The sequence below is a fragment of the Halorubrum saccharovorum DSM 1137 genome, assembly GCF_000337915.1.
GTDB classification, from domain to species: domain Archaea; phylum Halobacteriota; class Halobacteria; order Halobacteriales; family Haloferacaceae; genus Halorubrum; species Halorubrum saccharovorum.
Window position 1 is genome coordinate 1 of the sequence record NZ_AOJE01000062.1, and the last position, 12,133, is coordinate 12,133.

General features: G+C 69.4%; 15 protein-coding genes. 5 read left to right on the forward strand and 10 right to left on the reverse strand.

The genetic code is table 11. The features are described from left to right. Positions 1-199: 199 nt before the first annotated feature. From C471_RS12625 to C471_RS12650, 6 genes are all read right to left on the reverse strand, one after another. Positions 200-472 (reverse strand): DUF7385 family protein, encoded by a 273-nt coding sequence (locus tag C471_RS12625; RefSeq protein ID WP_004049568.1) that lies wholly within the window; start codon positions 470-472, stop codon positions 200-202. A gap of 115 nt (positions 473-587) precedes the next feature. Continuing rightward, positions 588-1,544: an endonuclease V gene (locus tag C471_RS12630; RefSeq protein ID WP_004049569.1), complete on the reverse strand. Its 957-nt coding sequence runs from the start codon at positions 1,542-1,544 to the stop codon at positions 588-590. Beyond that, the gene (locus C471_RS12635; RefSeq protein ID WP_004049571.1) at positions 1,545-2,510 is read right to left on the reverse strand and encodes a rhomboid family intramembrane serine protease; all 966 of its coding nucleotides are present in this window, start codon (positions 2,508-2,510) and stop codon (positions 1,545-1,547) included. It lies immediately after the preceding gene. 115 nt (positions 2,511-2,625) lie between these two features. Continuing rightward, positions 2,626-2,814: a hypothetical protein gene (locus C471_RS12640; protein WP_004049572.1), complete on the reverse strand. Its 189-nt coding sequence runs from the start codon at positions 2,812-2,814 to the stop codon at positions 2,626-2,628. Positions 2,815-2,895: 81 nt separating this feature from the next. Then, positions 2,896-3,600, reverse strand: coding sequence for a type I 3-dehydroquinate dehydratase (locus tag C471_RS12645; protein WP_004049573.1), 705 nt, complete (start codon positions 3,598-3,600; stop codon positions 2,896-2,898). 84 nt (positions 3,601-3,684) lie between these two features. After that, positions 3,685-4,659: a transcription initiation factor IIB gene (locus C471_RS12650; protein ID WP_004049574.1), complete on the reverse strand. Its 975-nt coding sequence runs from the start codon at positions 4,657-4,659 to the stop codon at positions 3,685-3,687. A 189-nt stretch (positions 4,660-4,848) separates the two neighbouring features. Between C471_RS12650 and C471_RS12655 the strand changes: the two genes are divergently transcribed. The 3 genes from C471_RS12655 to C471_RS12665 all read left to right on the forward strand — a co-directional run bounded on the left by C471_RS12655 (position 4,849) and on the right by C471_RS12665 (position 6,631). Next, a complete protein-coding gene (locus C471_RS12655; protein WP_049909396.1) occupies positions 4,849-5,625 on the forward strand; it encodes a cobalamin-binding protein in 777 nt (258 codons plus the stop codon). Between the two features lie 11 nt (positions 5,626-5,636). Then, positions 5,637-6,200 (forward strand): DUF84 family protein, encoded by a 564-nt coding sequence (locus C471_RS12660; protein WP_049909398.1) that lies wholly within the window; start codon positions 5,637-5,639, stop codon positions 6,198-6,200. Between the two features lie 176 nt (positions 6,201-6,376). Continuing rightward, on the forward strand, positions 6,377-6,631 hold the full coding sequence (locus C471_RS12665; RefSeq protein WP_004049579.1) for a DUF7123 family protein: 255 nt from the start codon (positions 6,377-6,379) through the stop codon (positions 6,629-6,631). Positions 6,632-6,662: 31 nt separating this feature from the next. Here the strand turns inward: C471_RS12665 and C471_RS12670 are convergent, their stop codons facing one another. Further along, on the reverse strand, positions 6,663-7,283 hold the full coding sequence (locus tag C471_RS12670) for a winged helix-turn-helix transcriptional regulator (protein ID WP_004049582.1): 621 nt from the start codon (positions 7,281-7,283) through the stop codon (positions 6,663-6,665). A 134-nt stretch (positions 7,284-7,417) separates the two neighbouring features. Further along, a complete protein-coding gene (locus C471_RS12675; RefSeq protein WP_004049584.1) occupies positions 7,418-8,560 on the reverse strand; it encodes an SPFH domain-containing protein in 1,143 nt (380 codons plus the stop codon). Positions 8,561-8,714: 154 nt separating this feature from the next. On the opposite strand from C471_RS12675, the gene C471_RS12680 reads away from it, so the two are divergent. Next, positions 8,715-9,452, forward strand: coding sequence for a protein sorting system archaetidylserine synthase (locus tag C471_RS12680; protein WP_004049586.1), 738 nt, complete (start codon positions 8,715-8,717; stop codon positions 9,450-9,452). Positions 9,453-9,629: 177 nt separating this feature from the next. On the opposite strand, the gene psmB is transcribed toward C471_RS12680, so the two are convergent. Beyond that, positions 9,630-10,361, reverse strand: coding sequence for an archaeal proteasome endopeptidase complex subunit beta (psmB, locus tag C471_RS12685; protein ID WP_004049592.1), 732 nt, complete (start codon positions 10,359-10,361; stop codon positions 9,630-9,632). Positions 10,362-10,843: 482 nt separating this feature from the next. Continuing rightward, the gene (locus C471_RS17750; protein ID WP_004049594.1) at positions 10,844-11,017 is read right to left on the reverse strand and encodes a hypothetical protein; all 174 of its coding nucleotides are present in this window, start codon (positions 11,015-11,017) and stop codon (positions 10,844-10,846) included. Positions 11,018-11,323: 306 nt separating this feature from the next. On the opposite strand from C471_RS17750, the gene C471_RS12690 reads away from it, so the two are divergent. Beyond that, positions 11,324-12,013, forward strand: a complete 690-nt coding sequence (locus C471_RS12690; RefSeq protein ID WP_004049596.1) for a uracil-DNA glycosylase family protein — start codon at positions 11,324-11,326, stop codon at positions 12,011-12,013. The last annotated feature ends 120 nt before the right edge of the window (positions 12,014-12,133 follow it).

Genomic DNA, 12,133 nt, shown 5'->3' on the forward strand with positions numbered 1-12,133 from the left:
CCCCGCCGATGAGGAATCCGACGAGGGTCGTGACCATCATGAAGAAGGCATCGGCGATATCCTCGGCGCTGATGGGGAGGGAACGCGGCATACGTCCCTCTGGTGCGTGATTCACGAAAAGGGTTCTCACCGCCGTTTCCGACCCGATTCCGCTCGAATCGCTGCCGCCCGACCCGCTACCGGCCCACGCTCGCTCGACTCACTCGTCGTGGATGAAGACGAGCCGCTTCGACTCGGTGTTACAGAGGCACAGATCGATCCCGTCGCGGGTCGCGCCGATCTGCTGCCAGCCGTGATCGCTGACGAACAGCGTCTGAAAGACGCCGCGGTCGCAGTCGGGGTTCGGGCAGCCGACCCCCGCGGCGTTTTTGTACACGGTGGTCCCGCCGCCGGAGCTCTGTCGAACCAGTCCGTCCCTCAGCGATCGAAACTCCTCGGTAGACATCGGGCCCTCGGTCTCCTCGTCTCCCATACGTTCGCGTTCGCGGTCCAGAGTATATAAACCGCCTGGCTGTGGCAACTGGTGGCACGGAAGAGTGCGGTCGCCCGCGCCCCCGGTCTCGCGACCGCGCCGTGCCCCGCTTCGCTCATGACGCGTCCCGCTTCGCGGCGTCGGCGTACGCGTCCGCGATCCGCGTCGGCTCCGGGAGCTTGTAGCCCGCACACAGCGCCTCGACGAGGTCGACGGTCGTCGCGGGCGACACCCGGTGGCCGGGGCTCACGTACAGGGGGTTCACGCGGCGGCTGTTCGGGTACTGCCGGGACTGGTAGGCGTGACCGATGACGGGCGCGGCGGGGGCGTCGCCGTCGGCCGTGTCGCCGCCGGAGGCGTCGCCGTCGACGACAGCCGTTTCCACGGAGTCGTCCGCTCGGACCGGCGTTCGCCACCCCTCCGGTCGCCCGTCGGTCGGTTCGTCGGGCACGCCGCACAGCAGGCTCTTCGCGACGCCGACGCTCGGCACGTCCAGCAGCACGCCGACGTGGGTCGCGACGCCGGCCGCCCGGAAGTGGATCCGACCGGAGCCGTCACAGACTAGGAGGTCCGGCTCAACTCCGAGGGCGTCGAGCGCCGCCAGCATCGGTTCTCCTTCCCTGAACGCGAGCAGTCCCGGGATGTAGGGGATCGAGAGTGGGGTGGTCGCGCTCGCGTGCTCGATCACGTCGCCGTCGCGGATCGCGACCGCGGCGGAGACGGCTCGGTCCTCGCCGTCGTCGGGCGTCAGAAACGCCTGATCGAGCCCCACGACGACCGGCGCGTCGGGGTCGCCCGCGTCCGAGTCCGCGTCCGTCCCCGGAAGCGTCTCTTGGCGCGCGTCCGGCGGCCCGTCGGTCAGGTCCGCGGGCTCGTCGATCGCGACCGCGGCCGGATCGATCCCGTGATCGTCCGCGAACGTCGCCGTCGCCGCCAGCTCGCGCTGGAGCGACTCCATCTCCGCGTGCGAGAGCGTCGGGTCCGGGAGGAACTCGGGGTGTGCGATATCGTCGAAGCCGAAACGAGACGACTCGTCGGCGTCCGGATCCGGGGGGTCCGGCGTCGGAGCCATTCAGAACCGCCCGCCGGGGCCGCCCGGGCCGCCCGGTCCTCGGGGGCCGCCAGGGCCGCCCATCTGCATCCCGCCGGGGCCGCGCGCGGACCGCGCGAGGCTCTCGTTTCGCTTGCCGAACGCGAGCCCGATCGCGAAGCCGATCAGGTGCGCGAGGTGCGCGATGCCGCCGACGCCGCCCGTCCCGGTCTGGATCACGAGCACCGCCGAGATCAGCGCGATCCCCCAAGTGAGGTACTTGATCTTCATCGGGATGACGAAGAAGAGGAGCACCTGCATGTTCGGGCGCCAGACGGTGAGCACGCCGAGGATCGCGAATCCGGCGCCGCTGGCGCCGAGCACGCCGACCGTCGGCGCGCCGGTCGCGATCGCGAACAGGACGTGGCCGAGGCCGGCGAGGATCCCCGACGCGAAGAAGAACCCGGCGAAGCGGCGGGAACCCACGGCCCGCTCAACGAGCGGACCGAAGAACAGGATCACGACGCTGTTGCCGATGATGTGGAACGGCTGGATGCGCGAGTGCGAGAGCACGGAGGTCACCCACGTCCAGACGTTACCGAGCGCGTCCGACCGGAGGACGAAAACCTGGCTGTGGGCGGCCTCGCCGAACAGCAGCGTCACGGCCCACTGCGCGAGGAACGTGATCCACATCGCCGCCAAGATGGCGTAGGTCGCGTTCCCGCGGAGGTAGCTCACGAGCCCGCCGGTGCTCGTCTCGCGATCGATCCGTCGCTTGATGCGGCCCGTGACGCCGGTCGACGAGCCGGAACCCGCCCTGCCCGACCCGCCGGTCTCGACGCTCTCGTCGAACCCGCTGTCGAAGACGCCGCCGGGGTCGTCCCACCCGGCGAGCCCCGGACAGTCGTGGTTCTCCGGCAGTCGGTGTTCGGCGCAGAACGTCTTGCCGCACCGTTTACACTGGTACGGGAGGTTCTCGTACTCCCCACACACGTCGCACGTCGCCATTGGCGCCACTTACGGCGGCGCTCGTAAAGCGGTTTGGCTCCGTGACGCCCGAGGCGGGGAGCCAGCGAGCCGAGGGGGCGGACGAGACTCGAAACGGAACCCGGCTCCGCCGCGTTCAACTCAGCGCCCGTCTGGCGACGACCGCGATGGCGATCCCGGCGACTGCGACGCCGACGAGCGTCGGAACGAGCTGGCCGGACCCCCACTCCCACCCGAGAACCTGGGTTCCGACGATCGCGACGATCGCGACGAGGAGGCCGAACGCGGTGACCAGGGACGACTGAGCGCCGTTACTGAGGTTCATCTCACCGCCCGATTTGAACGCCGAGAGTCAAAAGCGTGGGTGCCGTCGGTCGAGTCGCGGCCGTGCAGCGGGCCGCAACCCCTATGTTCCCGATCCGCCCTCACGAAGCCCGTCGACGAGCCGGCGGAGCGTCGCGAGCGGGTACTGGCCGGGCGCGGTCGCGTCAGCGGCGTCGACGGGCGCGTATCCGATCCGTGAGCCGTAAATCGGCGTGACCGCGCGGGTGTGCCGGCCCGGTTCGCCCATGCACATCGTCGCGACGCGATGGCCCGCCGCGGTCGCCTCGTGGGTCGCCTCGATCATCGCGAGCGCGTCTTCGGGGCCGACCGCGGTCGTCGCCAGTTTCCCCACGTCGCCCTCTCTCGCCGCGTCGGCGAGCAGGTCGACGAGCGCCGCGGGCTCGGGCGTCGACTCGAAGTCGTGGACCGAGACGACCACGTCGATCCCCTCCTCTCGGGCCGTGTCGCGGAGCGCTGTCGCGCGCGACCGCTCTCCCTCGGGGGCGTTGCCGCGGAGGGCGGCGAGCTCGACGTCGACCGCGGCGACGGCGTCGTTCCCGAGCGCCGTCGAGAGCGCGTCGAACCGACCGAGGTCGTCGGCCTCGCCGCCCTCCCACGACGCCCGGTTCGTGACGAGCAGCGGGAGCTCGCCGTCGTACGCGTCGAGCTGGGCGAGCGGATCGCTCGCCAGATCCATCCGGAACTCCACGGCGTCGGCGTGCTCGCGGGCCCGCGGCTCCTCCGAGAGGGCTGCCGTGCTCGCGGTCAGAACGAACTCCTCGAACATACGCGAGCGTTCCGCGGCCGGGGACTTAGCTGTGTGCGTCCGGGCGGAAACGAAACCCGCGGGCGACAGAAGAAGTCGGTCGGCTTAGGCGACGAGGCCGTCCTCGGCTTCGAGGAGCTCGTGGTAGCGGTTCCGGATGGTGACCTCGGAGATGTCGGCGACCTCGGAGACCGCGGCCTGCGTCGTCTTCTCGTTCGTGAGGAGCGCGGCGGCGTAGACGGCGGCAGCCGCGAGGCCCACCGGCGACTTGCCCGAGTGGACGCCCTTCTCCTTGGCGTTGCGGAGGAGGCTCTTCGCGCGCATCTCGGACTCCTCGGAGAGCTCCAGGTCCGAGGCGAACCGCGGGACGTACTGCTCGGGGTCTGCGGGCTTCACTTCGAGCTTGAGCTCGCGGACGACGTAACGGTACGTCCGGGCGATCTCGGCCTTCTCGACGCGCGACACGTCGGCGATCTCGTCGAGGCTGCGCGGGACACCGGCCATTCGGGCGGCGGCGTACACGCAGGAGGTGGAGACGCCCTCGATCGAGCGGCCCGGGAGGAGGTCCTCGTCGAGCGCGCGGCGGTAGATGACGGAGGCGGTCTCGCGGACGTTGTCCGGGAGGCCCTGCGCGCTGGCCATCCGGTCGATCTCGCCGAGCGCCTGCTTCAGGTTACGCTCCTTCGAGTCGCGGGTGCGGAACCGCTCGTTCCACTTGCGGAGCCGCTGCATCTTCTGGCGCTGACGCGCGCCGAGCGAGCGACCGTAGGCGTCCTTGTCGCGCCAGTCGATGTTCGTCGAGAGCCCCTTGTCGTGCATCGTGTTGGTCGTCGGGGCGCCGACGCGGCTCTTCTCGTCCTTCTCGCGGGAGTCGAACGCGCGCCACTCCGGCCCGCGGTCGACCGAGTCCGCCTCGACGACGAGCCCGCAGTCGGCGCAGACGCTCTCGCCGTGCTCCTCGTCGTTGATGACGTTGCCGCCGCACTCCGGACAGCTCAGCGTCTCGTCGGTCTGTTCCGATTCCTTCTCGTCGGTCTCCGTTCGGGAGCGACTCCCCCGGGTGTGTAATCGTTCACTCATGGCTAAACCCCCTCTCGGTAACTGAACACGGTCCGAGAGCGATCTTGTCCGATAGACGGTGGAACCGAACTTAAAACGACCGGAACGTGTCGCCGGAATCTCGACAAAAGGACACGATCTATCACGTGTTTTCGGGGAGCGCTCAGACGACCGAAACGCTTGGGCGGGTGGCGCTCCGACTCGTTCTCGATGAAGGCTCCTCGCGTCGTCTCGCTGGCGCCGAGCGCGACCGCGACCGTGACCGCTCTCGGCGCCGCCGAGACCCTCGTCGGCGTCACGCACCACTGCGATCCCCCGGAAGAGGCGGGAACCGAACACGGAGCCGACGCTCCCGCACCCGTCGGCGGGTGGCTGAACCCCGACCTCGACCGCGTCGCCGGCCTCGCTCCCGACGTCGTCCTCACCAGCGACGGGCTCCAGAGCGACCTCGCCGACGACTGCCGCGAGCGCGGGTTCGACGTCCGCCACCGCGAGCCCGCGACCCTCGACGAGGCGGTCGCGACCTTCGCCGCCCGCGGCGCGGACGTGGGGCGACCCGAGGCCGGCGAGCGTCTCGCAACCGAGGCCCGAGCGCGCCTCGACCGGATCGCCGACGCGGTCGCGGGCCGCCCCCGCCCGACCGTCTACTGCGAGGAGTGGTCGGATCCGCCGATGGCCGCCGGCAACTGGGTCCCCGACGCCGTGCGCGCCGCCGGCGGTCGGTACCCCTTCGCCGACGCGGGCGAACGCTCCCGCGAGGTCGACCTCGCGAGCGTCGAGCAAGCCGACCCCGACCACGTCGTCGTCCACGTCTGCGGGCACGGGGACCGGATCGACCCCGCGACCGTCGAGGGGCGCGACTGGGCCGTCGACGCCCCCGTTCACGTCATCGACGACTCCCTCCTGAACCAGCCGAGCCCCGCGCTGATCGACGGCGTCGAGCGGCTGACGGGACTGCTTCATCCGGGGATCGAGACCTATTCGTAGCCCGTCGCTCGATCACGGGTATGCGAGTCGGCGTCGGCAGCGGCAACCCGGTGAAGCGGCGCGCGGTCGAACGGGTCTTGGAATCGTCGCGGGGAGCTGACCTCGCCGACGAGTGCTCCGAGAACCCGACGACCGTCACGGTCGAGTCGGTCCCCGTCTCGTCCGGGGTGAGCGAGCAGCCGACCGGCCACGCGGAGACGGTCGCCGGCGCCGAGAACCGCGCCGATGCGGTCCTCGAAGCGGGTGCGTACGACCTCGGCATCGGCATCGAGGGCGGCGTCGCGGGATTCGACGGCGCCGACGGGTTTTTCCTCGTCATGTGGGCGGTGGTCTCGGACGGGTCACGGACGAGTCGCGGAGCCGGGCCGAGCCTCGAGCTTCCGACCGACATCGCCACGCGGATCGCCAGCGGCGAGGAGCTCGGTCCCGTGATGGACGACGTTCTTGACGCGGAGGGGGTCGCGAGGCGCGGCGGCGCCGCGGGCGCGCTCACGAGCGGCCGCGTCGACCGCGCAGACGCCCTCGCGACCGCGGTCGCCGGCGCGCTCGGCCCGTTCGTCTCCGATCTGTACTGATCGGATCGCGACGTTACCGATCGGATCGCGGCGCTCCGGCCCGCGTTCGAGGATCGTACCCAAACGCAGGGTTCGCCCCCCGCCACGAGCGCTCTCACCGAGGAAAAACCGCATGACTGCGGCGTGTTAACCCGGTCTACCAACCGCCTTATGCGGTGACACGACCTGTGACCGGTATGAGCACGGTCCAATCCGACGCCGTCGCCGTCGAATCAGCTGGCCTCTCCGCGAAACAGGCCCGTATCCTGCGGTACCTTCGGGAGAACGCCGCCGAGAAGACGTACTTCAAGTCGCGGCTGATCGCGGACGAGCTCGACCTCTCGGCGAAGGAGGTCGGCGCGAACATGGGCGCGGTCGCCGACGCGGCCACCGACATCGACGTCGAGAAATGGGGTTACTCGTCGGGGACGACGTGGATGGTCACGGCCTGACCGACCGCCATCGATTCGCGGTCGGCCGGTCTCAGGGGTCGTACGCGACCAGCGACGCCGCGTCGTCCGCGAAGGCGACGGCGTCGGCGTCGAAGGAATCGGCGTACCGAACCACGAGCGTGAGAAACCGCTCCGGTTCCGTCAGCGTGTAGCCGTCGGTTCGGTCGAGAAGACCGGCCTCGTCGAGGTCGGCGGCGGCGGTGCTCACGGTCGGCCGAGAGACGCCGAGTTCGGCCGCCAGCTCCGCGCCGGTCGCCTCCGGATCGCGCAACAGCGCGAGGACCATCCCGCGAGGCGTGTCGCGCCGGAGATACCCGAGCGCGCGCTTGTCGAGCTCGTCGAACCGCTCGGCGGGGAAGTACCGCCGGTAGTCGGCGTCCTTGGCCGACTCGATCTCGTCGGCCTCCTCCAGTTTCCGGAGGTGGTACTGCGCCTCGCCGGTGCCGAGGCGGAGGTCGTCACGGAGCTTCGAGAAGTGGGCGCCGGGGGTCGTCGGCACGTACCCGCGGATGGCCTCGCGGGTCGCGTTCGCGTCGGATTCTTCGCCGTTTCCGACGTCGGCGCTCGCGGTCCCGACGAACGGTGCGGCGGCTCCGATGGCGGCGAACCGCCGGAGCGTTTCCCGTTTCCGTCCGTCGATCCCGTCGGTCACAACGCACAGTAGTTGTCGGCTCGACAAAAACACTTCGTTCGGGGTGGTATCTGGTCGCTTCGCGGAGCGGTCGTTCACGGCGGACTTGCGGACACCGACGACCTCGCCGTCGGTGGCCTGCTGGACCCCGCCGGTCAGCTCTCGCGTTCGGTCTCCACGTCGCCGTCGACGGCCTCCTCGTCCATCTCTTGGATGACCTCGTCGGCCGACTTGATGTCCGCGCCGGCGCCGCCGGCCTTGACCGCCTCGGCCTCCTTCTCCAGTTCCTCGACGTCCATCTCCGCGGACTCCTCGATCTGACCGAGGATCTCGTCGATGTCGTCGAGCCCGAGCATCTTCCGGGTGTCGTCGTCGAACTCCTTCCCGTCGAGCCCCTCCATCTGTTGCACGTCGGAACCGGAGAGCGCCTTGCCGTAGCGTCCCACGAGACTCGTGAGCTCCTGCGGGAGGACGAAGGTGGTGGACTCGCCCTTGCCGATCTCTTCGAGGGTCTCCATCCCGCGCTCGATGATCGCGCGTTCGCCCATCGACTCGGCCGAGCGGGCGCGGAGAACGGTGGAGATCGCGTCCCCCTGCGCTTCCAGGATCTGGGACTGCTTCTCCCCCTGCGCGCGGATGATGTTCGACTGCTTGTCACCTTCCGCCTGCTCGACGGCGGAGCGGCGTTCCCCCTGCGCTTCGAGGATCATCGCGCGGCGGCGGCGCTCGGCGGAGGTCTGCTGCTCCATCGCCTGCTGGACGTCCTTCGAGGGGTTGACTTCGCGGACCTCGACGCTCTCGACGCGGATCCCCCACTCGTCGGTCGGCTCGTCGAGTTCCTTGCGGATCTTCGCGTTGATCTCCTGGCGTTTGTTCAGCGTGTCGTCGAGTTCCATGTCGCCGAGGACGGCGCGGAGGGTGGTCTGCGCGAGGTTCGAGACGGCCTTCTTGTAGTCGTCCACTTCGAGGAAGGCCTTCTTGGCGTCCATCACCTTGATGTAGACGACCGCGTCCGCGGTCACCGGCGAGTTGTCCCGCGTGATCGCCTCTTGACGGGGCACGTCCAGGGTTTGCGTGCGCATGTCGAACGCGTAGGTGCGGGAGACGAACGGCGGAATGAGGTTGATCCCGGGTTCGAGCAGTTTCCGGTACTCCCCGAACACGGTGAGCGTCTTCTTCTCGTAGGCGTCGACGATCTCGAACGACTGCCAGAGCGTGACGACCACGAGCAGCAGGAAGAGCAGCCCGACGCTCACCAGGCCGAACCCGAGGCCGGATTGGAGGGTAATCGGATCCATGTCCCACTCTTAGGCTATCCCGTTGTTAATACTTCGCCCGACGCGAGACGGATGCTCCGCGAACCCCCGGACCGCACGGTTCCGGCCGCCCGTCGCCGATCTGTGCGCTCCGCAGATAACAAACCCTAAAAGCCGTCTCGGCGACCGATCCCGTATGCATTTGCGGTTCGTCGGGCGGCTCGGGCTCGCGGACGCGGTGACCGTGACGAACGCGGCGGTCGGATTCCTCGCGGTCGTCGCTGCCGCCGTCGCCCCCCGACTCGCGGCCCGCCTTATCCTGCTCGCCGCGGTCGCGGACGGGCTCGACGGGGTCGTAGCGCGTCACCGCGGCTCCACCGACGCCGGACCGTACCTCGACTCGCTGGCGGACGTGGCGTCGTTCGGGGTCGCGCCCGCCGCGCTCGTGGCGTTCGTCGTCCTCGACGCGCGCACGCTCGAGGCCGACCCGGTCTTCGTCGCCGCCGGCCTCGGCGTCGCGGCCCTGTTCGTCTCGCTGGCGGTCGCCCGGCTCGGGATGTACACGGCCTACGACACCGACGACCGCGAGACGGTGGGCGTGCCGACGACGCTGGCGGCCACGGTGCTCGCCGCGGCCGTCATCGCCGGCTACACCGCTCCCGCGCTGCTCGTCGCGGCGACCGCCGCGTTCGCCCTACTGATGGGCTCGACCGTCACGTACCCCGACCTCCACGCGCAGGATGCCCTCGTGATGGGGGTCGTGCAGGCGGCCGTGATCCTCACCCCGGTCGGCCACATGGTCACCTCCCTTCTCCCCGCGTGGATCGGCGAGGGGTTCGCGTTCGCGCTGCTGTTCCTCTCCGTCGGCTACCTCGTCCTCGGACCGCGGTTCTACTGGGGCGACGGGATCCGGTCGCCGACGGACGCAGCGTGACCTCCGGAAGCGACCGACGCGACTGACGCCGGTGGCCGTCGGCGACCGCGGCACCTAGGCTGTGGCCGTGTCACGGGCGAAAACGGAACGGACGGAACAGAATCGACGGATCAGCGATGAACCGAGCGGAACCGAACGGATCGCAGAACGAGATCGAGGCGCTTGCCCCGGAACGCCTTACAGGAGGTCGTCGAAGTCCTTGTACCGGGTGATGTCGACGCCCTCGTCGGTGACGACGGCGACGTTGATCCCGTTGCCGGACGCGAGGTCGCGCTCGACGGCGGACTGGATCGCCTTCGCGGCGATCTCGGTCGCCTCGTCGACGGTCACGTCGTCGTGGTACTCCTGTTCGAGGACACCGAGGGCGTACTGGGAGCCGGAGCCGGTGACGGTGTACTCTTCCTCGGTCGTGCCGCCGAGGGCGTCGATGGAGTAGATGTGGGCGCCCTCGTCGTCGACGCCGCCGAGGATCGGCTGGACGATGTAGAACGCGCCCGACCGGAGGAGGTTCCCGGTGAGCGTCGACAGCGCCTCCATGGACATGTCCTTGCCGCGGCGGGTCTCGTAGAGGCTCGTCTCGGCCTTCAGCGTCGAGATGAGGTGCTGGGCGGCGGAGACGGAGCCGGCGATGGTCAGCGCGCCGCGGGGGTGGACTTCCTCGACCTTCTGTACGTCCTTCGAGGAGACCATGCCGCCGAGGGAGGCGCGCATGTCGGTGGCCATCACGACGCCGTCGGCGGTCTTGATGCCGACCGTCGTGGTGCCGGTCTTCATCTCGCCCTCGCCGTCGGCCTGCGCGGCGCGGCGTTCGCTGTGTTCGAACTCGCCGATCTCCGGTCCGAAGACGGGCTGGTCGCGGCCTAACTCCTCGGCCGGTCCATCAGAGAGGTCGCCAGTCGGTGTTCGCATTACGCCTCCGTTGGCTCGGGGCGCTGATAAAGGCAACCCTTCGGGGACCGACCGCCGGTTCCGACGGGTCTATGCGTCGGCGAACGTCGGCGACGCCGCTTATAAGCGACTAGGTACGCGGACCAACTGCGCTCCCGGCGTTTTGGGCTCCGCTTCGACGGTTCCTCTGTCTCATACGGACCGCGTTCAGATCGTCACGCGGTGGCGCTCGTCCATGCGGTGGTGCTCGTCCATGCGGTGGCGCGTGCTTCGAGAGCCCGGTAAGCGCGAAGAGGGAGAGAACGGTCTCTCAGACAGTCGGCGGCCAAGCCACCGGCGAGAGCACGCGAGTGCTCTCGCATCTTCGTCCCACCGCGGCGATCGCGTATAACAGCCGAGCGGCACAGAAACGGCGACGCTTCTGCGAGGGAGACGCTCTCGAAGAGGACGCTCTCGAAAAGGATGCTCTCGAAAACGAGACGGTCACGGCGGCGTCGACGCGGTCACTCCTCGGTGGCCTCGTACACCTCGCCGGTGGTCTCGACGAGCCGGCCGATGGGGACGTTGATACCGAGTTGCTTACGGGCGAAGACGGCTACCGGGAACAGCGAGATCCCGATTGCGACGGTCGCCTGGTGCAGCCCGAAGAGGGCTGCCGTACGGATGCGGTCGAACATGGGTCTTCGAACAACCCGAACGGAGGTGTGTATATATATCTTCTGTCCGGCCGTCAGATGTGATACCGTCGCAGTCATGCGATTCTCGGTAGTTAATTATTGTTCATGAGGCACCCTCGCCGTTCCGCCGATCGACGCATATCGACGGCGGGGCGGACACGGCTCGTTTCCATAAGTTATGCGTATCCATCGTGGCTCGTGCGCTTCGCGTTGGGGGCGTCGGCGGGCCCTCCCGGCCTGAGCGCTTCACTTCCCGATCGACGCGGACCGAACGCGATTTAACCGGTCCGTCGCCTATCACGCGGCGTGCAGAACGTCACGAACCGAACGCGGAACCCGTTCGGGATGCGCCCGGACTGCGAGTCGTTCGTCCCCGGCTACGGCGACGCCAACGCCGACTTCCACGTGATCGGCGACCATCCCGGGGTCCACGGTGGCACGGACGCCGGCGTGCCGTTCACCGGCGAGCCGTGGTCGACCGCGTTCCTCTCCGCGCTGGTCGACGGCGGTCTGATCGGGGGGTTCGACGACGGTGCGGCGGATGCCCCAGCGACGACCGCCAACCCGGCCGACGACCCCGAGACCGCGGACCCGATCGTCGCCGACGAGACGTTCTTCTCGTATCTCCACATGTGCGTCGCCGACGGCGCCCCGGACGAGGCGTCGTACGACGACATGGAGCGCTTCTTCGACGCGGAGCTCCGGGCGATCGCCGCTCACGTCCTCCTCCCGGTCGGCGCCCGCGCGACCGCCCACGTCCTCCGGCAGTACACCTCGCGGGCGCACAAGACCGAGATCGACATGGACGCGCTCCACGCCGAGGAACTGCTCGGCTCCGGGTGGCTCGTCCTCCCGATCAAAGACCCCGCGGAGTGGACCGCGGGCGACGGCGACCGGCTCGCGGCCGCGCTCCGAGAACTCCGATCGACGGACTTCCGCCGCGAGAGCGACCTCGGGCGCTTCATCGCCGGCAGCGACCCCTACCTCGTCAGGTGACGCGCCGCGGGACGCGGCCGGTCCCGGTCGCCGGGGACGGTCCGGGCCGTTCGCCCTCCCGATCTCGTCTTCCGGCCGGATGGATGTGCGGTTCCGTCGCGTCTGTGCGGTTCCGATCGG